This is a genomic window from Epibacterium sp. MM17-32, assembly GCF_022348205.1.
Classification (GTDB): domain Bacteria; phylum Pseudomonadota; class Alphaproteobacteria; order Rhodobacterales; family Rhodobacteraceae; genus Epibacterium.
In genome coordinates this window covers 1-21425 of sequence record NZ_JAKRFC010000004.1, presented here as the reverse complement: position 1 = coordinate 21425, position 21425 = coordinate 1, and the positions used below count along the sequence as shown (strand labels likewise).

Genomic DNA, 21425 nt, shown 5'->3' with positions numbered 1-21425 from the left:
CCGGCGCCGCTAGCCCGCTTCGGGAAGCACGGCGCGGCTTCTGTCGGTCAAGGTCGGAACCTCATCCAGCCAGTCGAAATAAGGCGACCGATGGGCGCGAATGCACAGGGCGCGCAGGGCGGAGAGGGGCTCTTCGCTGAAGTCGATCCGCAGATCCAGCGGCGGATGGTCCGGCCTCAGCACCAGCAGCGCCGCCGATTGCAGACCACGGGTGTCCCCGCCAGCCGCGGCAGCCGCATCCAGCACCGCAAGCATGTGATCGGGCAGGGTGGCAAATTCTGACTGCGCCGTCTGCTGCATCACGTCCAGCACATTGGCCCCGGACAGCATGTTGCCCGCCACGGCCAGGTTTGGCGCGATCCGGTGGCCGGCGTAGGCGATGCTGTCCCGTCCGGTGAACCCTGCGCCCTGGCCGGTGCGGTCCAGCGCCAGCATCTGCCGGTGGTGGCGGCCGGTGTCCGCCTGCGTAACGGCCTCCACCGCCTGTGCGGCGCTGCGCCCGTTATACATGTGCCGCAGCCCGTCATCGCGCCAGAATGTGCTGGGGGCGGTGCCCTGCGACGCCACCAGCCCTGATTCGATGTCTCCGCGCAGGACCCAGCCCCCGACACAGAGACTCCCGGTTGCCGCAGCCGCCGCGAAACCGCCTGTTTGGGGGTCATGCATCAGTATTGAAAAGGTCATGGCGGTCTCCGAACGAATTTGGTGCAGGTTTAGACTTGTATTTATCATGAAAATTTGCGTGGATACAATTAATCATGAAAAATAAATCTCAGCAGAGAGGATCCGACATGAAATTTCTTGAGATGACGCGGCGCGGCGCGATGGCCGCGATGTTCGCGACGACGGCTCTGGCCGGGGTGGCGATGGGCGTGGCACCCGCAGCGGCGCAGACACCGCCGGGTGTGTTGATCGTGGGCCAGATCGCCGAGCCGAAGGCGCTTGACCCGGCGGCGGTGACGGCGGTGAACGACTTCCGCATCCTGATGAACGTCTATGACGGTCTGGTACGCTACAAGGACGGCACGCTGGAGGTGGAGCCTGCCCTGGCCACCGACTGGAGCATTTCCGAGGATGGCACCGAATATACATTCACGCTGCGCGAGGGCGTGGCGTTCCACGATGGCAGCGCCTTTGATGCCGAGGCAGTGGTGTTCAACTTCGAGCGGATGCTCAATGAGGACCACCCCTTCCACAACACCGGCCCGTTCCCGCTGGCCTTCTTCTTCTCTGCCGTGGAGAGCGTCGAGGCGGTCGATGACCTGACGGTGAAATTCAAGCTGAACGCGCCCTATGCGCCGTTCCTGTCGAACCTTGCCTATCCCACGGGCCTGATTGTCTCGCCCGAGGCGGTCCGGACCCATGGCGCAGAGTTCGGCCGCAACCCCTCCGGCACCGGCGCGTTCAAATTTGCCGAGTGGCGCTCGAACGAGGCCGTGGTGGTCGAGAAAAACCCCGACTACTGGGACGGCGCGGCAGAGCTGGACGCAGTGGTGTTCCGCCCGATCACCGATGCCAACACCCGCACGGCAGAAATGCTGGCCGGTGGCATTGATCTGATGGTCGAGGTGCCGCCGGTGGCGCTCTCGGAGTTTCAGGGCGATGCGTTTACCGTGCATGAACAGGCCGGTCCGCACGTTTGGTTCCTGATCCTCAACGCCAAGGAAGGCCCCTTTGCCGACAAGCGCGTCCGCCAAGCTGCGAACTATGCGATCAACAAATCCGCGATTGTGAACGATGTGCTTGAGGGCACCGCCGAGGTGGCTGCGGGCCCGACCCCGCCCGCCTTTGCCTGGGCGTATAATGAATCGCTCGAACCCTATCCCTATGACCCCGACAAGGCGCGTGAACTCTTGGCCGAGGCGGGTGCCGAAGGGGCGGAGCTGACGTTCTATGTGACCGAAGGCGGCTCCGGCATGCTCGACCCTATCGCCATGGGCACCGCCATTCAGGCGGATCTCAATGCCGTGGGGCTGGATGTGAAGATCGAAACCTACGAGTGGAACACCTTCCTGGGCGAGGTCAATCCGGGGCTGGAGGGCAAGGCCGACATGGCTGAGATGGCCTGGATGACCAATGATCCGGACACATTGCCCTTCCTTGCGCTGCGCACCGATGCATGGCCCGACAAGGGCGGCTTCAACTCCGGTTACTATTCCAACCCGAAGGTGGATGAGCTTTTGGAAGCGGCCCGCGTTGCGACCGATCAGGACGAACGCGCCAAGCTCTATCAGGAGATGCAGACCATCGTGCAGGAGGATGCGCCGTGGGTCTTTGTCGCCAATTGGAAGCAGAACGCGGTGACCTCGGAGCGGGTGGGCGATTTTTCCCTGCAACCCTCGTTCTTCCTGCTGCTGGATGATGTGACCAAGAACTGATGAGAGGTTTCGGATCGGGCTTTGCCCGATCCGACCCGCGCGCGCCCCTGCGGGGCGCGCGCGGCCCCCGTTTCCCCGGAGTTTCTGCTGAAGCCTCCCCGGAATTACGCTCCCCCCAATCGGCAGAGCAGGAAGGCACGCCATGACTGGCTATATTGTAAAAAGGCTCATCTCCGCGGTGCCGGTCCTTCTGGGGATCTCGGTCATCGTGTTTCTGATCATGGCGATGATTCCGGGCGACCCGGCCACGGCGATCCTGGGCTCTTATGCGACGCCCGAGAATGTGGAGAAGCTCAATCGCGATCTCGGCCTCGATAAGCCCTTGGTGCAGCGGTACTTTATCTGGCTTGGCAATATGTTGCAGGGCGATTTTGGCCGCAGCTTCTCGCTCAATCGCGCGGTGCTCGACGAGGTGCTGGAGCGGTTCAATGCAACGCTGGTGCTGGCGGGCACATCCTTTGTGATCTGTTCGATCCTTGGCGTTGCGGCGGGTGTGGTCTCGGCGGCGCGCCAATACGGGCTGGCGGACAAGGCGATCACCTTTGCGGTGCTTCTGGGCATTTCGATCCCGTCGTTTTTCCTCGGCATGATGATGATCCTGATCTTTGCAGTGAATCTGCGCTGGTTCCCGGTGTCCGGCATGTGGCCGATCTACGGCGCGCGGGATCTCTCGGCCCTTGTCAGCCATCTGACCCTTCCGGCCATTGCGCTGGCGGTGGTGGCGACCGGCGTCATCGCCCGCCTGTCGCGGTCCGCCATGCTGGAGGTCCTGCGGCAGGATTTCATCCGCACTGCCCGCGCCAAGGGCGTGCATGAGCGCAGCGTGATCTGGCGCCATGGTCTGCGCGCGGCGATGGTGTCGATCATCCCGGTACTGGGCATTCAGGCCGGGTTTGTGCTCTCGGGTGCGGTCTATATCGAAATGGTGTTCCAATGGCCCGGCGTCGGGCGCATGCTGGTCGATGCCATCCTCAAACGTGACATCCTCTTGGTGCAGGGCGGCGTGGTCTTTGTGGCTGCCTGCTATGTGCTCTTCAACATTGCCGTCGATGTCGCCCAAAGCCTTCTGGACCCGAGGATCAAAGCATGAGCTTCCTGCGTCTTTTGTCCCGCAACCGCCTCGCGCTGGCGGGGCTCATCGTGATGTCGGTGGTGGTGCTGCTGGCGGTGCTGACACCCATTTTGCCGCTGCCCGACCCGGATGTGACCAACACGGCAGAGCGGTTCAAGAACCCCTTTAGCGAAGGGGCCTTGCTGGGGACTGACCACCTTGGCCGGGATCTCGCCAGCCGCCTGATGTGGGGCACGCGGCTGTCGCTGGCGGTGGGCTTTGCGGCGGCGGTGGCGGCGGCCACCATCGGGGCGGCGATCGGCGTGATCGCCGGGTTTTATGGCGGGCGCGTGGACAATGTGATCATGCGCGGCGTCGATATGCTGATGGGCTTTCCCTATATCCTGCTGGCGCTGGCGATTGTCGCAGCACTTGGTCCGGGGCTGCTGAACGCGCTGATCGCGGTGGCCGCCGTCAACATCCCCTTCTTTGCCCGCAACATTCGCGGTGTCACCGTCGGCATTGCGCATAAGGAGTTTGTCGATGCGGCGCGGCTCTGCGGGATGTCGAATGCGCGGATCATTATCACGGAGGTGGTTCCGAATGTGATCCCGGTGATCGTGATCGCCATGTCCACCACCGTCGGCTGGATGATCCTTGAGACGGCGGGGCTCAGTTTCCTCGGTCTTGGCTCGCAACCGCCGCAGGCGGATCTGGGCTCCATGCTGGGCGAGGCGCGCTCAGCGCTGATTACCAATCCGCATACCTCCGTGGTGCCCGGTGCGATGATCCTTGTGATCGTGATGGCGATCAACCTTCTGGGCGATGGCGTGCGCGACGCGCTTGATCCGCGTCTGAAATCCGGCGCGCTCAGCCGCCCGATGCCGACCACCATGGTGCGCCGTAAAGACCCCGTGCCGCAGCCCGAAGGTGACGGCATCTTGAGCCTGCGCGACCTGCAAACCCAGTTCCACGTCAAGGATCGCATCTACAAGGCCGTGGGCGGAGTTGACCTCTCGGTAAGGCCGGGCGAATGCCTTGGCATCATTGGTGAAAGTGGCTCTGGTAAATCCGTGACGGCGCTGTCGATCATGGGGCTGGTGGCCTCGCCCCCCGGTGTCATCACCGGCGGTGCGGTGCATTACAAGGGCGAGGATCTGATCGGCGCCCCCTATGAGACCCTGCGCCGTCTGCGCGGGGATCGCGTGGCCTATATCTTTCAGGATCCTCTGGCGACGCTGCACCCGCTCTATACGGTTGGCGCGCAGCTCATCGAGGCGATCCAGAGCCATCATCGCACCAGCACCTCCGAGGCCCGTGCCCGCGCGATTGAGCTTTTGAAATCCGTGCGCATACCCAATGCCGAGGCGCGCGTGGACAATTACCCGCACGAGATGTCGGGCGGCATGCGCCAGCGGGTCGGCATCGCCATGGCGCTGGCCAATGACCCGGAGGTGATCATCGCGGATGAACCCACAACCGCGCTCGATGTGACGGTGCAGGCGCAGATCCTTGCGCTCTTGGATGATTTGCGGCGCGAGCGAGGCTTGGCGATCATCTTCATCACCCATGATTTTGGCGTGGTGGCGCAGCTCTGTGATCGGGTGGCGGTGATGTATGCGGGCCGGATTGTCGAGGAAGGCCCCACCGATGCCATCCTCAATGCGCCCGCCCATCCCTATACCGCACGGCTGATGGCCTGCGTGCCGGAACTGGGCCAAGGCAGACGCCAATTGGCAGCCATTCCCGGTCTGCCGCCGGTGGTGGACAAACTGCCCGCAGGTTGTGCCTTTGCCGACCGCTGTCCCAAGGCCGCAAGTGCCTGTCGCAGCGGAGATATTGCGCTTGGTACCTTTGGGCTTGCGCGAAAGATCCGCTGTATCGACCCTGAAATCCCAGTGCAGGAGGCCACGGCATGAGCGCGGCACTGAAACTCACCGACCTCAGCAAGACCTTCCCGGTGGGCAAACGCCTGTTCGGCGCCCCCAAGGCGGGCGTCAAGGCGGTGCAGCCGCTCTCGCTGACGGTGGAACAGGGCGAAACCCTCGGCATCGTGGGCGAGTCGGGGTGTGGAAAATCCACATTGGCGCGGATGCTGGTGGGCTTGCTGCCGCCCACCACCGGCCAGATTGAGATCGACGGCGCGCCGCTTGATAACGCGGACCCGGCCACCTTTGGGCAAAAGATCCAATATGTCTTTCAGGACCCGATCAGCAGCCTCAACCCGCGCAAAACCATTCGCCAGATCATGGACGCGCCCCTGCGGCATCTGCACGGCATGGACGCCAAGGCGCGCACCGCCCGCATTGCAGAGATCTTTGCTGCGGTGAACCTGCGCGAGGAGTTTCTCGACCGCTACCCGCATGAATTCTCCGGCGGACAGGCGCAGCGGATCGGCATTGCGCGCGCCTTGGCGGCGGATGCGCGTATATTGATTTTGGATGAGCCCGTGTCCGCGCTGGATGTCTCCGTACAGGCGCAGGTGTTGAACCTTCTTGCGGATCTGAAACAGAAATTCGGCCTGACCTATATCTTTATCAGCCATGACCTTGCGGTGGTGGAGGCGGTCAGTGATCGCGTCGCGGTGCTCTATTTTGGCTCCGTGGTCGAGGTCGGCCCCGCCGATCAGGTCTTTGCCAAGCCGACCCATCCCTATACGAAACTCCTGGCCGACAGTGCCCCCGTCGTCGGGCGCGCGCTCGCCGCGCCAGAGGCGAAGGAGACCGAACTGCCCGACCCGCTGAACCCGCCGGAGGGCTGCGCGTTTCGCGCCCGTTGCCCGCGCGCGGTCGAGGCTTGCAGAACTTCTGTGCCACCGCTGGATGTCGAACGCGCGCAGGTCTCCTGTGCCTGTTTCAACCCACTCTAGGAGAAAGGGGCTGCGCTGTCGCTGATCTGTCCGACGGCCTGCGCCTTGCACAGGCAGGGCGATCAGAGCAGCAAAGCAGGGCTGCACCGAACTTACGCGATTTTCACGCTATCCGTGTAAATATGCGGGTGGACTCTCGCGATATTTGAGCAATACTGCGCGTGTGAGTGCGGACGTGGTGTTGAGTTCAAAGCCATTTTGAGAATCGTAGCCTTTTTCTACGGGTATTGAGTCGTTCCGCAACAACGGCGTGCTGTTTGGTTCGCTCCGAGCGATGCGGTTGGTGTGTGTCGTGTCGGGGCCGAAGTGCGCTACATCGGCGACCCTCGATCCCCAGGAGGGTCGCCGATCCCCTTTTCCCATCCGATTGCAGGCGCTGGAAACATTGCGTTTACGGTGAGAACACCCGCCGCAAGGCCGGCTGCACCTATGTCGCGGGAGGAGGGGACAGGCGCGCGATGATGCGCGGACCAAAACAGACCAGCTGACCGTTTTCCTGACCGGAGCGATGCTTGGACCTGCGTTCCCGAGTTGACAATGGCGGCGGAACCGGCCACGAAACGGAACACGCGCCCGCGTAATTCAACTGGATAGAATATCCGACTTCTAATCGGGCTGTTGGGGGTTCGAGTCCTCCCGCGGGCGCCATTTCACATCAAAAAAAACCACCGCCCCGAGCCTGCGCGCACTAAACCCAAGCGAGGCGCCGAGGGCATACCGGGCAAGTCCGTCCTGCGCGTTTTGACCCTCCTGACCCTTGTCATGCACTTGCATATCAAGATGTGAGCTCTTAGAAGAAGGCCCATATCTGCCAGCCGCGTCCCCGAGCCAGCTTTCCAAAACAACGTGAAATTCGGGAACGTTCATGCTCAGATCACTCACTTCGCAACGTGGCCACCTCTTGGGTGGAACCGCACTTGCCCTGCTTGTGGCCTTGCCGGCCGCGGCGCAGGAGTCTTTCTCCGACAATGTCATATCGCTCGATCCCATCGAGGTCCGCTACAAGGATCCGGTTGGCGCCGCTGCAGATCGGGCAACCGCAGCCTATGTGGCGGATGCCGAGGTCGAGCGGGCCCGTATGGGGGACCTCAAGGACCTGTTTGCCGGTATCGCCTCTGTTTCTGTCGGCGGGGCCATTCCGGTCGCCCAGAAGATCTTCGTAAACGGGGTTGATATGCTCAACCTCACCATTGCGCTGGACGGGGCGTTGCAGAACAATCGTGCCTTCCACCATGTCAGCGCCAATGCTTTTGATCCCGGTGTGCTCAAATCCGTGCGCGTCGATCCCGGCATTGCTGCGGCGGACACCGGCCCCAACGCGGTGGCGGGCGCCGTCATCATGGAGACGGTCGATGCCGAGGATATTCTGCGGGACGGGCAGAATTTTGGCGGCACGGCGCGGCTGAGCTTTGGTGACAACGGGCAGACCTTTGGCCGGTCGCTGACCCTGGCGGGGCGCAGCGACGGCGGGTTCGAATTCCTTGCCTACGCCAAATCCGCCACCGGCGATGACTATGAGGACGGGTCGGGAGCCACGGTCTCCGGCACAGGTGCAGAGCTGCGAAGCCGCTTGCTGAAACTGGCCTATGAATCCCGCGAGGGCCATCGGGTCGAGCTGTCGGGACAGCAGATCAAGGATGATGGCGCGCGCCCCTATCGGGCCAACATCGGCGCGGTCGTCGGCGGCCGTCCGGTGCCCGAGACCCGGATATACGACACCACCCGGACCAGCTACAGCCTGCGCTACGAGAACACCAATGACCTTGGCATGTGGGATCCGGAAGTCGTCCTGGGCTATTCCGAGAGCGATATTCGGGTGCCGTCCCCCTATCAGAGCGTCGGGATCTCCAGCACCTTGTCCGCGAAGGTGCAGAATACCTTTCACCTGTCGGACAGCAACACCGTGACCGCCGGGATCGACTACTACAAGAAGGAGTCGGAGTATTCCGACCCCACCGACGGGCGGTTTGACGAGGCGGCAGACAATCTTGGCGTCTTTGCCCAGGCACGGCTGACGCCCGCCGACCGTTGGACGGTCTCCGCGGGGCTGCGCTACGACTGGCAGGATTTCACCGGTATCGGCGGATATGAGACCTCTGCCAATGGGGCCAGCGGCAATGCCGCCGTCACCTTTGAGGTCAGCGAGAGCTTTTCTGTCCGCGCTGGCTATTCCAATGTCTTTGGCGGGATCCAGCTGGAGGACAACTACGAGTTCTGGCGGCAATGGGATTACAGCGGCCTGCGCAGTGCGCGGGCGCAGAACATGAACCTCGGGTTCGACTGGCATCGTGATGCCCTGCGGGTCGGTGGCGAGATTTTCCTCACCGAGATCGACGATGCGCGCGGGGGCGGTGATACCTTCGACTTCCAGAGCCGCGGCTACAACCTCGGGGCCACCTATGACTGGGGCGATGGCTTTGTGCGGATGACCTATTCCAACAGCGAGATCGAAGTGAACGGAGCGTCCTCCGGCAGCTATGAGGCATTGGACTATGGCGCGCCATTGGGGCAGGTCATTGCGCTGGAGGTGCAGCACGAACTGGTCGCCTATGATCTGCTGATCGGGGGCAGCCTCGATATGGCGCTGGACTATGACGACACCCAGAGCACGTCGGATCAGGGGCTTGACGGCTATCAGGTGGTCAATGTCTTTGCGGAATATACCCCGCCGCAGCTGCCTGCGCTGACCCTGCGCGCGTCGATCAACAACCTGTTCGACGAGAGCTATGCGGACCGCTCGACCTATGGTGCGGATTATTCCTCGATCGTGCCGCTGAATGAACCTGGCCGGACCTTTGTGTTCGAGGCCATTGCCCGGTTCTGATCGCCTGTGATCCGGGGCGCGTCAGCTGCGCCCAGGGTCCTGCCCGCCGGGCAGGAGCTTGATCATCAGGCGTGACAGCAAATAGGCCTCGTCCGTGCTCATGCAGCCCGCGACGTCCGCCTGAATCGCCGCCATGTAGGTCGGCCATATGCGTTGGTGCAGCCCGGTTCCCGTCTCGGTCAGGAACAGCACCTGCTTGCGGCGCCCGTCTGCGATATGTTCCCGGCGCAGGAACCCCTCCTTTTCCAATCGCGAGATATGGCGCGACAGGGCATATTGCGGCACGAACAGGATCTCTTCCAACTGGCCCATCAGCTGGCCCTGGGGTCCTGCGCGCTCAACCTCCATCAGGATTTCAAACCAGATCGGATCGGCCAACCCCTCGGCCTTGAGCGCCTTGGCAATCGAAGGCAACAGTCTGCGATGCGCCCGCATGATGTTGAACCAGACCCGGTTGTAGGCAATCCGCGGGTCGTCATCGTCAAAGAATTCGGCCGGGCTCCGGGGCGGTGAGGGATGTGACATCAATAGACCTATCTGGCTGCAATAGCTTGGGAAAAACCACGTTTAGTCCTAGCCCATGGGCCGTGGCTTTGAAAGCACGAGCCGACACAGGGCCGACCGGTGCGACAGAGGTCCGACCCTGCACCGGGGCGGCTGGGATGCGGTCGGAGCAATCTTGGATTGCTGAAATCGCCGGGTGCAGTAACATGGGGCCGGGGAGGACGTAGATTGGCGAAATCTACACAACACATCGATCGTATCGTCGAAACCGCGACGGATCCCGCGGCGGCCGCGCGCAGTCGTCTGGCCGCGTCCTGGCGACGCTCGTTGCAGCATCATGGTCTGGATCCAGGGCAGAAGGGCGATGTGCAGCGCATTTCCGCAGTGGCACTTGCCGAGCGACGACGCCGGGCGGAGGCGATGATGCGCGTGGCCATGCCGCGGCTGGATGCGCTCTATCGGCTGGTGGGCAGTTCCGGGTGCGGCGTCCTGCTGACCGATGCCGAAGGGGTGGTGCTGGACCTGCGCGCCGCGGACGGGGATGCCGACATCTTTCAGGCCTGGGGGCTGGCGCCCGGGACCGATTGGTCGGAGGCCTCCGAAGGCACCAATGGCATCGGCACCTGCATTGCCGAGGGCCGGCGGGTGACCATTCATCGCGACGAGCATTTCCATGCCCGCAATATCGACATGAGCTGCATGGATGCGCCGATTTTTGGCCCAGAGGGGGATCTGGTCGGCGCATTGGATGTCTCCTCGGCGCGGGCAGATCAGACCGAGGCCTTCAACCGGTTGATCGCGGCGCAGGTTGCCCAGACCGCGCGCCAGATCGAGGTGGATCAGTTTCGCGCCTGTTTCGCGACCGCGCGGATCATTGTGGCAGATCACGAGGAGAGCGACGCCGCCATCCTGCTGGCCGTGGATCAGGACGATATCCTGCGCGGTGCGACACGCGGTGCCCGCAGGGCCTTTGGCTTGCAGGCCGCCGGTCCGGTTGCAGCAATACCCGCATCGGATCTGTTCGGGCGCGACGACGGGGCGAGCGGGTTCGAAAAAGCCGAGCGCGCCGCGGTGGTGCGCGCGCTTGCGCGGGCGCATGGCAACGTGTCACAGGCCGCCCGCAGCCTCGGAATTGGGCGCGCCACCCTCTACCGCCGCATGAAGCGGCTGGGGATTGGCGAAACCTCGGCCTGACCGTCTCAGTTCTGAGACAGATGCGCGACGGGGCTGTGTGCCGGATGCTGACGCGCCCCGGCAGTATCGTCATCCTCCTGGCATCCCCGGTGGAGGACCGGGATGCAGAGGAGGATATCATGAACGAACAGACACAGATCGCGGGTGAACATACATCGCCCTTCAAGGCCCGTTATGACAATTTTATCGGCGGGCGTTTTGTAGCGCCGGTCCAGGGGCGGTATTTCGACAACATCACGCCGATCACCGGCGCCAAGGTTTGCGAAGTGGCGCGGTCCTCTGCCGAAGATGTGGAACTGGCGCTGGATGCCGCCCACGCGGCCAAGGAGGCCTGGGGCAAGACTTCGGCGGCGGACCGGTCAAACCTGTTGCTGAAGGTCGCCGACCGGATCGAACAGAACCTCGACCTGATCGCCACCGCAGAGACCTGGGACAACGGCAAGCCCATTCGCGAAACGATGGCCGCCGACATCCCACTGGCGGTGGATCACTTCCGCTATTTTGCCGGCGTTCTGCGCGGGCAGGAAGGCGCCATGTCCGAGATTGACCAAGATACGGTCGCCTACCACTTTCACGAACCGCTGGGGGTCGTAGGGCAGATCATTCCGTGGAACTTCTCTGTTCTCATGGCCGCCTGGAAGCTGGCGCCGGCGCTGGCGGCAGGCAACTGTGTGGTGTTGAAACCGGCAGAACAGACCCCGGCGGCGATCATGGTGCTGGTGGAGGCGATCGCGGATCTGCTGCCGGCCGGTGTGCTGAACATCGTGAACGGCATGGGGCCGGAGGTGGGCGGGCCGCTTGCCAAATCCCCCCGCATCGCCAAGATCGCCTTTACCGGATCGACCGAGACCGGCCGCATCATCATGCAGGCGGCGACCGAGAACCTCATTCCCGTGACGCTGGAGTTGGGCGGAAAGAGTCCCAACATCTTCTTCTCCGATGTCATGGCGGCGGATGATGCCTTTCTCGACAAGGCTGTAGAAGGGTTTGTCCTGTTTGCCTTCAATCAAGGCGAGGTCTGCACGTGCCCGTCGCGCGCGCTCATTCAGGAAGACATCTACGAAGAGTTTATTGCTCGCTGTATCGCGCGGGTGAAGGCGATCAAACAGGGTGATCCGCGTGATCCCGCGACCATGGTCGGGGCGCAGGCCAGCCAGGAGCAACAGGACAAGATCCTGTCCTATCTGACCATCGGCGTCGAAGAAGGGGCAGAGGTGCTGACGGGCGGCCAGGCGGCCCGGTTCAACGGCGATCTGTCGACCGGTTTCTACGTGCAGCCCACGATCCTGAAGGGGCACAACAAGATGCGGGTGTTCCAGGAGGAGATCTTTGGCCCGGTGGTGTCTGTCACCACCTTCAAGGATGAAGCGGAGGCCTTGGCGATTGCCAACGACACGATGTACGGCCTCGGCGCCGGGGTCTGGACGCGCGATGGCACGCGGGCCTATCGGTTTGGTCGCTCGATCGAGGCCGGACGGGTCTGGGTCAACAACTATCATGCCTATCCTGCTCATGCCGCGTTCGGAGGCTACAAACAATCGGGCATCGGTCGCGAGACTCACAAGATGATGCTGGATCACTATCAGCAGACCAAGAACATGTTGGTGAGCTACAACCCCAACAAGCTGGGTTTCTTCTGAGTGTAACAACCCCGCAGACACAAGGCGGGTCCGGCGCTCTGCGGGCCCGCCGCACGCATCACACCACCGATGCCGGGGCACCCCGGCCTGCTGCAGGGCGTGATGGGGGGCCGCATCGCGACCCGCGCTCTCGACGGACCGGGTCTTCTTCTTGGCGGTCTTGGGCGGCGGCGCGGGTCGATCTGCGGCGGGGCTTTTTGCTCGAAGCAAAGACGCTCGCGTCCTGCCGGCACTTGGGGGATCAATGGGATGGGATCAGAAATCTTCCCAGCCGGCTGCTGGTTTCAGGGCCGGCGTGTCGTCGTGATCCGGCGCGGCGACCTCCATCGTTGCGGCCTCAGCCACAGGCATTGCGGCCTGTTCAAACTCCGCAATCGTATCGGCATCGCTGTGTGCAGACGGCTCTGGCTGTGCGTCGGCCTCCTCGGCCTGCGCGCGGACCTTCGCGCCATCGGTTTTGAACACGGCCACGACCCGGGCCAGCTGCGTTGCATCATTACGCAGCACCTGGCTGGCGGCGGTGGTTTCCTCGACCATGGCGGCATTGTGCTGCGTGACCTGGTCCAGTTGCGAAACCCCGGTGTTGATCTCGTTCAATGTGGTGGACTGCTCTTCCGCGCCGGTTGCGATGCCGCTGACATGGCCGGAAATGGTGCCCACGCGCCCGATGATCTTCTCCAGCTCCTCGCCGGTGCGCCCGACGAGACGCACACCTTCGCCGACCTGTTCGGTGCTTTCCACAATCAGGTGCTTGATCTCCTGAGCCGCATCGCCCGAGCGCTGGGCAAGGGCGCGGACCTCGGCGGCCACCACGGCAAAGCCGCGACCGGCTTCGCCCGCGCGGGCCGCCTCGACCCCGGCATTGAGCGCAAGCAGGTTGGTCTGGAAGGCGATATCGTCGATGACGGTGAGGATCTTCGAAATCTTGCTCGAGGAGGCTTCGATCTGCGACATCGCATTGACGGCATCCGCGACGACCTTGCCGCTTTGTTCGGCTGTGGCGCGGGCTTCGTCCATGACGCCCTCGACTTCGCGGGCGCCTTCGGCGGCGGAGCGCACGCTGCCGTTCAGCTGCTCCATCGCGGCCGCAGTCTCTTCAAGGGTTGCGGCCTGGCTTTCGGTGCGCTGTGACAGATCACCGGAGGAGACGCTGATCTGCTCGGCACTGGAGCGGATGCGTTCGGAACTCTCGATCACGGAATCGATGATGCTGACCATGGTGGCGCGAGTCGAGTTGAAATGGCGGCGCAGCGTTTCATACTCTTCGGCAAACGGATCGGTGATGGCATGGGTCAGGTCGCCGTCGGACATCTGTTTCAGCGCGTGGTTCAGCGCGTCCACCACCTGTTTCTGGCTCGACTGTGCGGCCATGCGTTCTTCTTCGAGGCTGCGCACCTCCGCCAGCTGCTGCTTGAGATTGTCGATATTGCGGGCGATGCGGCCGACCTCATCAGACCGGGTCTGATGGCCGACCGATTGTGCGTAGTCGCCCTCGGCAATGCCGGCTACCACGGTGCCGAGATCGGTCAGGGGGCGGCTGATCACCCGTCGCAAGACCAGCGCGGACACGCCGCACATGAGCAGGAAAATCCCGCCCGCCAGACCAAATGCCATCATCTGGTCCCGCAGAGCGACGGCTTTTGCGGCCTCACTGGACCAGAGCATGGCTACGGCCCCAACCGCAGCCCCCTTCGATGTGGTTGCGGGCGCTGCGACCAGCCGGCCGTCCCCGGCAACCTCGACGGTGCCTGTCTCTGCCGCGGTTGTGGCAAGTGCGGTCAGATTGGCAATCTCGGCCTCGCTTGCGGTGCCGACGGTTGCGACAATCTCGCCGTCCAGATTAAAGGCCACGCCGTGCAAGGCGCGGCCTTCGGTCATCTCGATCACCCGTTGCAGGTCGGCAAGGAGCTTTTCTTCATCGCGGAAGCGGATGGCGCCGCCGCTGCGTGAGGCAACGGAATAGGTCACATTGCGTCCAAGCGTGTCGACACCGTTCTGAACCGCCTTGTCGACGATCAATTTGTTTGCCACGGAGACAAATGCCGCGGTGACAAAGGTGGAGATCGCGATCAGAAGCCCGATCTTTACAAAGATCGACAAACCTTTGATGCTGGGAGGCTTTTTTGCCATAGCTGCCATCGAGTGTCCCGTCCCATTCCCTGGATTTCGGTTGGATTACAGAAGGCTTTCTGCATCCACGCCCACAGTGATCGCCCCGATCGCGTTGCCGCTGTCCGGGTCGACAATGGTGACAGAGATCTGCCCCTGATAGCGCTGGGTCGACTCGTCCAGTTCCACTTCGCTGATGTGGACGCTGCCGGCGCCATTGCCGTAGGTTTGCTGGAATTTGGCCTCATCGCCCTGCCACATGTCGGAGGTCACATCGGAGGCGGCGACGTTGAGGCCGTGCTCGTCCATCACGAACACCTCCGTCATGGCCCCCATCGAGGCCTCGACGCGGGCACGGAGATCATCGGAGACGGGGTGGTTCAGCACCGCGGCCAGCAGCGGGGTCGAGGGATCCCCGACATTGGCGCGCCATTCCTGGTCCATCTCTTCGATCTGATCCTGGCTCAGACCGGCATGCGCGTCGTTCTGCGCCTTGATCGCGGCCACGATGGCCGGGTCATTGGCCCAGTCGCTGATTTCGTCATTCATGTAGGCTTCAAGCGCCGGGGTGAATTCATCGGCAAAGGCTGGGACAGATAGCAGCAGCGCTGCTAGGGTTGAGACAAGACGCACGATTTAACTCCTTCAAGCCAGGGGCATCCACAGATACCTATTTTGCTTAGCCCAGAGAGTTTACCAGCCCATTAATCGGCGCCGCCCCGGCACGAGGTGCCCGCCAGGCGCGCCCCGTTCCGATCTGTGCCGCGCGTGGCACAGCAGGCGGCGACACGGTTGTAACCACAGGCATCTCAATGTGTTATAGCTGCGCCAACGGTTGAAGATTGTCGTTTTGAGGCAGGCATTGTCCCGGTGCATTTTGCGAAGAATATGCGCAGACTGCCCCGTGTTCAGACCGTTTGGCGGGGCGTGCTGACGCCGGACGCTGGCGCCTTGATGGAGAAATGCGCGCATGATCGAACTCAAAGACCTGCAATTGTTGACGGCGCTGGCACGTCACCAGCATTTTGCCAAGGCGGCCGAGGCCTGCAACATGTCCCAACCCGCCTTCTCGATGCGCATCCGCGGTCTGGAGGAAAAGCTGGGCCTGTCCATCGTGCGCCGTGGCAACCGGTTTCAGGGGCTCACGGGCGAGGGGCAGATGATTGTTGATCGGGCGCGGGGCATTCTGGATGATGCCAAGGCGCTGGATCAGGAAATCGCCGCCGCGCGCGGCGAGGTGACCGGAACGCTGGTCATTGGCGCGGTGCCGACCGCGACCTCCTATGTGGCGCAATTGATTGACCGCCTGCATCAGGCCCATCCGCGCATGCTGGTGCGGCTGGAGGTCACGACCTCGCTGTTGATCCAGCAACGGCTTTATGACGGGACGCTCGACGCCGGGGTCACCTATAGCGACAGCGTCGGGCGCGACAGCATGAGCCTGCAACCGCTCTATGACGAAACCTATGTGTTGCTGGCCTCGGATGAAATGCTTGCCCCCTTTGGCGAGAGCATTTCCTGGCACGACGCGGCCAGCCTGCCACTGAGCCTGCTGGAACCGCAGATGCAGAACAGGCGCATCCTGGACCGCGTGTTTGCGGATCTGGACCTGCGCCCCGAGATCATGTCGGAGTCCAGCGGTTTCATGGCGGCGATGGTCATGGCGCGGGCGGGGTCGGTGGCCACGATCCTGCCCAAGGCGCTGGTGCAGGCGCTTGGTCCGCTGGATGGCACCCGCGCGCTGCCGCTGGTGGACCCGGAGCCGGCGCGCCCTATCTGTCTGGCAAGTGTCGAGCGACAGCCCGAGCTCACAACGATCCGCGCGCTGAGACAGGTCATCGCGGCAAGTGCATCATAAGGGATGCTTATCGCGCCATCGGTCATTCGAATTTGACCGCCGGAATAAGGGGTGGGATTGCGGTCTGAAGGCACCTGAATTGGGAGACACCCATGGCACCTCTGGACAATACATCTGGCGTTTGGAAATCCGGGCGCGGCAAGGGCCGCAAGACGCCCAAGGGCCGCCAGCTCGACGATCAAGCGCATTCCGAAATCCTCGACCTGCTGGGCGAGCGCCCGCGCAATCGCGATCTGCTGATCGAGTTCCTGCACCTGGTGCAGGATCGCTTTGGCCATATCTCCGCCGCCCATATCCGGGCGCTGTCGGAAGAAATGCGCGTCGGCCAGGCGGAAATCTACGAGGTGGCCAGCTTTTATGCGCATTTCGACGTGGTCAAAGAGGGCGAGACCCCGCCACCGGCGCTGACCATTCGGGTCTGCGACTCGCTGTCGTGCGAGTTGGCCGGGGCCGAGCAGCTCCAGCAGGCGTTGGAGCAGGGCATGGACCCGGCGCAGGTGCGCGTCCTGCGGGCCCCCTGCATGGGCCGTTGCGACACCGCCCCGGTGTTGGAGATCGGTCACAACCACATCGACCACGCCACCGTCGAAAAGGTCGAGGCCGCGATTGCCGCGGATGACACGCACGCGCATGTCCCGCAGTATGAGACCTACCGCGAGTATGCCATCGCGGGCGGGTATGAGGTGCTGAAGGACCTGCGCAAAAACGGCGACTGGGAAGCGGTGCAGGACAAGGTGCTCTCTGCCGGTCTGCGCGGTCTGGGCGGGGCCGGTTTCCCGTCGGGCAAGAAATGGGGCTTTGTGCGCATGAACGAAGGCCCGCGCTATCTGGCCGTCAATGGTGATGAGGGCGAGCCGGGCACCTTCAAGGACCGTTATTACCTCGAACGCACGCCGCATGTGTTCCTTGAGGGCATGCTGATCGCCGCCTGGGCGGTGGAGGCGGAAAAGGCCTTTATCTACATGCGCGACGAATACCCGGCGGTGCTGGAGATCCTGCGCCGCGAGATTGCCGCGCTGGAAGAGGCGGGCATCGTCGCGCCAGGTTACATCGACCTGCGCCGCGGGGCAGGGGCCTATATCTGTGGTGAAGAAAGCGCCATGATCGAGTCGATCGAAGGCAAACGCGGCGAGCCGCGCCACCGTCCGCCCTTTGTGGCGCAGGTGGGCGTCTTTGGTCAGCCGACCCTCGTCCATAATGTCGAGACATTGTATTGGGTCACCAAGATCAACCGCGAAGGGCCGGAGTGCCTGAACGATGTGGAAAAGAACGGTCGCAAGGGGCTGCGCTCCTACTCGGTGTCCGGTCGCGTGAAAAATCCGGGCGTGCATCTGCTGCCGGCAGGCTCCACCATTCTGGATGTGATCGAGGCCGCCGGCGGCATGCTGGACGGCCAGACGTTCAAGGCCTACCAGCCGGGCGGCCCGTCCTCCGGCCTGTTGCCGGCGCATATGGATGACATCCCGCTCGATTTCGACACGCTGCAACCGCACGGCACCTTTATCGGTTCGGCGGCGGTTGTTGTGTTGTCGGATCAGGACTCGGCGCGTGATGCGGCGCTCAACATGCTGCGCTTCTTCGAGGACGAGAGCTGCGGCCAGTGCACCCCCTGCCGGGTCGGCTGCGAAAAGGCCGTGAAGCTGATGCAGGCGGACAAATGGGATCAGTCGCTCCTTGAAGAGCTGAGCCAGACCATGGTGGATGCCTCCATCTGCGGTCTTGGCCAGGCCGCGCCGAACCCGATCCGTCTGACCATGAAACACTTCCCCGAGGAGGTGTGAGCATGTCGAGTGTCACATTGACCTCCCGCCCGGCTGATAAGCCGGGCAGCGCCCGACCCGCCCCCATGGGGCGGGCGCTTTGCACCCACCCCTCGGGCCGGTCGCTGCCCTCAACGCAGAACGGGGAGAAATAAGAAATGTCCAAAAAAGTCACTTTTACCCTCGACGGCGAACAGGTCACGGCCGAGGCTGGCCTGACCATCTGGGAAGTCGCCAATGGCCGCGGCCTCAAGATCCCGCATCTGTGCCACAAGCCGCAACCGGGCTATCGCCCCGACGGCAACTGCCGCGCCTGTATGGTGGAGATCGAAGGTGAGCGGACCCTCGCGGCCTCCTGCATTCGCGAACCCAGCGAAGGCATGGTTGTCACCACCAACAACGCCCGCGCCGAGAACGCGCGCAAGATGGTGATGGAGCTGCTGGTCGCCGATCAGCCCGCGCAGGACGTTGCGCACGATAAATCCTCGCATATGTGGGACATGGCCGAGCTGAACGGGGTTTCGGAGTCGCGGTTCCCCAAGATGGAAGAGGGCCATATCCCGCTCCTGGATGACAGCCACGTCGCGATGAGCGTGAACCTGGATGCCTGCATCTCCTGCGGTCTTTGCGTGCGCGCCTGCCGCGAAGTGCAGGTGAACGACGTGATCGGCATGGCCGGTCGCGGTCACAATGCCTATCCGACTTTTGACATCGCCGACCCGATGGGCGCGTCCTCTTGTGTGGCTTGCGGCGAATGCGTGCAGGCCTGCCCGACCGGCGCCCTGATGCCCGCCACCGTGGTGGACGAAAACCAGGTTGGCGACCGCGCGGATTTTGACTCTGAGACCGAAAGCGTCTGCCCCTTCTGCGGGGTGGGGTGCAAAGTGTCGCTCAAGGTCAAGGATAACAAGGTCAAATATGTCGAGGGTATCAACGGCCCCGCCAACGAAGGTCGCCTCTGTGTGAAGGGCCGCTTTGGCTTTGACTATATCCACCACCCGCACCGGCTGACCAAGCCGCTGATCCGCCGGGACGATGCGCCAGCCAAGGGGCTGAACGTCGATCCGGGCAATCTGATGACTCACTTCCGCGAGGCGACCTGGGACGAGGCGATGGATGTCGCCGCCAAGGGGCTGATGCGCTTGCGCGATGAGGACCCGAAATCGGTTGCCGGTTTTGGCTCGGCCAAATGCACCAACGAAGAGGCCTATCTCTTCCAGAAGTTCATCCGCCAGGGCTTCAAGCACAACAACGTCGACCACTGCACCCGTCTGTGCCACGCGTCTTCTGTTGCGGCGCTGATCGAAAACGTCGGTTCCGGTGCGGTGACCGCCACCTTTAACGAGATCGAAAACGCCGATGTGGCGATCATCATCGGCGCCAACCCGATCGAGAACCACCCCGTTGCGGCGACCTACTTCAAGCAGTTCACCAAACGCGGCGGCAAGCTGATCGTGATGGACCCGCGTGGGGTCGGCATGCGCCGCTACGCGACCGAGATGCTGCAATTCCGCCCCGGCGCCGATGTGTCGATGCTGAACGCGATCATGAATGTGATCGTCGAAGAAGAGCTGTATGACAGCCAGTATATTCACCGCTGGACCGAGAACTGGGAGGCGGAGAAAGAACACCTGCGGGCGTTCTCGCCCGAGAAGATGTCGGAAATCTGCGGTATCGACCCCGAGCAGCTGCGCCGCGTGGCGCGCATGTTCGCGGGCGCCAACGCCGGCATGATCTTCTGGGGCATGGGCGTCAGCCAGCATATCCACGGCACCGACAACTCGCGCTGCCTGATCTCGCTGGCGCTGATGACCGGCAATGTCGGCAAGCCCGGCGCCGGCCTGCACCCGCTGCGTGGTCAGAACAACGTGCAGGGCGCCTCTGACGCCGGTCTCATCCCGATGTTCCTGCCGGATTATCAGTCGGTGATGGACGACGGTATCCGCAAGAGCTTTACCGATGTCTGGGGCGGCGGTGATTTCTCCAACGAGAAGGGCCTCACCGTGACCGAGATCGTCGATCAGGTCTATGCGGGCAATATCAAGGGCATGTACATCCAGGGCGAAAACCCGGCGATGTCCGACCCGGATGCGGATCACGCGCGCGAGGCCTTTGCCAAGCTCGACCTGATGGTGGTGCAGGACATCTTCCTGACCGAGACTGCCAACTTTGCCGATGTGATCCTGCCCGCCTCGACGCTCTATGAAAAGAACGGCACCGTGTCGAACACCAACCGCCAGGTGCAGCGGGTGCGCCCCGCCGTCGCCCCTCCGGGTGAGGCGCGCGAGGACTGGAAGATCACCGTGGAACTGGCGCAGCGGATCGGCTTGCCCTGGGCATACAATGATGTGTCCGAGGTCTTTGCCGAGATGAAGCTCAACATGAAGTCGCTCGACAATATCACCTGGGAGCGGTTGGAAACCCAGACCGTGACCTATCCGTCCCTGTCGCCCGAAGATCCGGGCCAGGCGGTTGTGTTCGGCGATGGCTTCCCGCGGGGCGAGGGGCGGGCGAAATTCACCCCGGCCAGCGTCATCCCGCCGGATGAGGCACCGGATGCGGAGTTCCCGATGATCATGACCACCGGCCGCCAGCTGGAGCACTGGCACACCGGGTCGATGACGCGGCGGTCCCTGGTGCTGGATACGGTCGAGCCCGAAGCGAACTGTTCGCTGCACCCCAAGACCCTGCGGGCGCTGGGGGTGGAGCCGGGCGAGATGGTGCGCCTGTCGACCCGTCGCGGTTCGATCGAGATCATGGCGCGCGCCGACCGGGCCATTGCAGAAGACATGGTCTTTGTGCCCTTCGCCTATGTGGAGGCCGCGGCCAATATCCTGACCAACCCGGCGATCGACCCCTATGGCAAGATCCCGGAGTTCAAGTTTTCTGCGGTGAAGGTCGAAAAGGCTGCGGGTCAGATCGCCGCCGAATAGACGCCGCCCACCTTGCAACAAGACGACAGCGCGCGCGGAGCCACGGCTCCGCGCGCGTTCTTTTTGGGAGCACCGCTTTGCGGCGTGGCACCGTTCCGTTTGCCGGTGGTGAATCGGGAGCCGCTTTGTATCCCGCTGGCGCGCCAGATTTGGTGGGTGTGCCTCTTTGAAACCGCGGAGACCGCGCTTGCTGCGTCGATTCCGGGGCCGAGTCTGTGGGTAAGTTTGGTTTGATTGTGGATAAGGGGTTTGGGTTTGGGATTTGGGTGTGAGGGGGAGGTTGGTTTGAGGTTTTGTGGTGCGGG

The 21425-nt window shown here is 63.0% G+C and carries 15 protein-coding genes and 1 tRNA gene; 11 read left to right on the top strand and 5 right to left on the bottom strand.

Annotated elements, in window-relative coordinates:
- Nucleotides 1–9: 9 nt before the first annotated feature.
- Nucleotides 10–684 carry a DUF1028 domain-containing protein gene (locus MHM88_RS08035; RefSeq protein WP_239323103.1) on the bottom strand — a complete coding sequence of 225 codons (675 nt, stop codon included), beginning with the start codon at nucleotides 682–684 and terminating at the stop codon, nucleotides 10–12.
- 107 nt (nucleotides 685–791) lie between these two features.
- On the opposite strand from MHM88_RS08035, the gene MHM88_RS08030 reads away from it, so the two are divergent.
- The 6 genes from MHM88_RS08030 (at nucleotide 792) to MHM88_RS08005 (ending at nucleotide 9122) form a co-directional block, all read left to right on the top strand.
- Nucleotides 792–2378 carry an ABC transporter substrate-binding protein gene (locus MHM88_RS08030; protein ID WP_239362637.1) on the top strand — a complete coding sequence of 529 codons (1587 nt, stop codon included), beginning with the start codon at nucleotides 792–794 and terminating at the stop codon, nucleotides 2376–2378.
- Nucleotides 2379–2520: 142 nt separating this feature from the next.
- Nucleotides 2521–3468 carry an ABC transporter permease gene (locus MHM88_RS08025; protein WP_009178249.1) on the top strand — a complete coding sequence of 316 codons (948 nt, stop codon included), beginning with the start codon at nucleotides 2521–2523 and terminating at the stop codon, nucleotides 3466–3468.
- Nucleotides 3465–5348, top strand: coding sequence for a dipeptide/oligopeptide/nickel ABC transporter permease/ATP-binding protein (locus tag MHM88_RS08020; RefSeq protein ID WP_239362626.1), 1884 nt, complete (start codon nucleotides 3465–3467; stop codon nucleotides 5346–5348). Before MHM88_RS08025 ends, MHM88_RS08020 begins: the two co-directional genes overlap by 4 nt.
- A complete protein-coding gene (locus MHM88_RS08015) occupies nucleotides 5345–6298 on the top strand; it encodes an ABC transporter ATP-binding protein (RefSeq protein WP_239362624.1) in 954 nt (317 codons plus the stop codon). The genes MHM88_RS08020 and MHM88_RS08015 overlap by 4 nt, the downstream gene beginning before the upstream one ends.
- 571 nt (nucleotides 6299–6869) lie before the next feature.
- Nucleotides 6870–6946 (top strand) — tRNA-Arg (locus MHM88_RS08010).
- Nucleotides 6947–7163: 217 nt separating this feature from the next.
- Complete coding sequence (locus MHM88_RS08005; RefSeq protein ID WP_239362604.1) at nucleotides 7164–9122, top strand: TonB-dependent receptor domain-containing protein; 1959 nt, start codon at nucleotides 7164–7166, stop codon at nucleotides 9120–9122.
- Nucleotides 9123–9143: 21 nt separating this feature from the next.
- On the opposite strand, the gene MHM88_RS08000 is transcribed toward MHM88_RS08005, so the two are convergent.
- A complete protein-coding gene (locus MHM88_RS08000; protein ID WP_239362592.1) occupies nucleotides 9144–9647 on the bottom strand; it encodes a MarR family winged helix-turn-helix transcriptional regulator in 504 nt (167 codons plus the stop codon).
- 207 nt (nucleotides 9648–9854) lie between these two features.
- Here MHM88_RS08000 and MHM88_RS07995 point away from each other — a divergent pair, with 207 nt between their 5' ends.
- Together MHM88_RS07995 and adh are read left to right on the top strand one after the other, a co-directional pair.
- On the top strand, nucleotides 9855–10820 hold the full coding sequence (locus tag MHM88_RS07995) for a GAF domain-containing protein (protein ID WP_239362582.1): 966 nt from the start codon (nucleotides 9855–9857) through the stop codon (nucleotides 10818–10820).
- A 119-nt stretch (nucleotides 10821–10939) separates the two neighbouring features.
- Nucleotides 10940–12460, top strand: coding sequence for an aldehyde dehydrogenase (gene adh, locus MHM88_RS07990; protein WP_239323111.1), 1521 nt, complete (start codon nucleotides 10940–10942; stop codon nucleotides 12458–12460).
- 255 nt (nucleotides 12461–12715) lie between these two features.
- Here the strand turns inward: adh and MHM88_RS07985 are convergent, their stop codons facing one another.
- Entirely contained in the window at nucleotides 12716–14599 is a 1884-nt protein-coding gene (locus MHM88_RS07985; protein ID WP_239362571.1) for a methyl-accepting chemotaxis protein, read from the bottom strand.
- Nucleotides 14600–14635: 36 nt separating this feature from the next.
- Nucleotides 14636–15202 carry a hypothetical protein gene (locus tag MHM88_RS07980; RefSeq protein ID WP_239362569.1) on the bottom strand — a complete coding sequence of 189 codons (567 nt, stop codon included), beginning with the start codon at nucleotides 15200–15202 and terminating at the stop codon, nucleotides 14636–14638.
- A 337-nt stretch (nucleotides 15203–15539) separates the two neighbouring features.
- Between MHM88_RS07980 and MHM88_RS07975 the strand changes: the two genes are divergently transcribed.
- From MHM88_RS07975 to fdhF, 3 genes are all read left to right on the top strand, one after another.
- On the top strand, nucleotides 15540–16427 hold the full coding sequence (locus MHM88_RS07975) for a LysR family transcriptional regulator (protein ID WP_239323114.1): 888 nt from the start codon (nucleotides 15540–15542) through the stop codon (nucleotides 16425–16427).
- A gap of 92 nt (nucleotides 16428–16519) precedes the next feature.
- A complete protein-coding gene (locus MHM88_RS07970; protein WP_239362566.1) occupies nucleotides 16520–18208 on the top strand; it encodes an NAD(P)H-dependent oxidoreductase subunit E in 1689 nt (562 codons plus the stop codon).
- A gap of 137 nt (nucleotides 18209–18345) precedes the next feature.
- The gene (fdhF, locus tag MHM88_RS07965) at nucleotides 18346–21120 is read left to right on the top strand and encodes a formate dehydrogenase subunit alpha (protein WP_239362553.1); all 2775 of its coding nucleotides are present in this window, start codon (nucleotides 18346–18348) and stop codon (nucleotides 21118–21120) included.
- Here fdhF and MHM88_RS07960 read toward each other — a convergent pair.
- Nucleotides 21102–21425, bottom strand: a 324-nt coding sequence (locus tag MHM88_RS07960; RefSeq protein ID WP_239362551.1) for a hypothetical protein, incomplete at its 5' end; no start/stop codon positions are given. The genes fdhF and MHM88_RS07960 overlap by 19 nt on opposite strands.

Coding starts and splice junctions, on each gene's coding strand:
- MHM88_RS08035 (WP_239323103.1), bottom strand. CDS start 684: ATGACCTTTTCAATACTGATGCATGACCCCCAAACAGGCGGTTTCGCG.
- MHM88_RS08030 (WP_239362637.1), top strand. CDS start 792: ATGAAATTTCTTGAGATGACGCGGCGCGGCGCGATGGCCGCGATGTTC.
- MHM88_RS08025 (WP_009178249.1), top strand. CDS start 2,521: ATGACTGGCTATATTGTAAAAAGGCTCATCTCCGCGGTGCCGGTCCTT.
- MHM88_RS08020 (WP_239362626.1), top strand. CDS start 3,465: ATGAGCTTCCTGCGTCTTTTGTCCCGCAACCGCCTCGCGCTGGCGGGG.
- MHM88_RS08015 (WP_239362624.1), top strand. CDS start 5,345: ATGAGCGCGGCACTGAAACTCACCGACCTCAGCAAGACCTTCCCGGTG.
- MHM88_RS08005 (WP_239362604.1), top strand. CDS start 7,164: ATGCTCAGATCACTCACTTCGCAACGTGGCCACCTCTTGGGTGGAACC.
- MHM88_RS08000 (WP_239362592.1), bottom strand. CDS start 9,647: ATGTCACATCCCTCACCGCCCCGGAGCCCGGCCGAATTCTTTGACGAT.
- adh (WP_239323111.1), top strand. CDS start 10,940: ATGAACGAACAGACACAGATCGCGGGTGAACATACATCGCCCTTCAAG.
- MHM88_RS07985 (WP_239362571.1), bottom strand. CDS start 14,599: ATGGCAGCTATGGCAAAAAAGCCTCCCAGCATCAAAGGTTTGTCGATC.
- MHM88_RS07975 (WP_239323114.1), top strand. CDS start 15,540: ATGATCGAACTCAAAGACCTGCAATTGTTGACGGCGCTGGCACGTCAC.
- MHM88_RS07970 (WP_239362566.1), top strand. CDS start 16,520: ATGGCACCTCTGGACAATACATCTGGCGTTTGGAAATCCGGGCGCGGC.
- fdhF (WP_239362553.1), top strand. CDS start 18,346: ATGTCCAAAAAAGTCACTTTTACCCTCGACGGCGAACAGGTCACGGCC.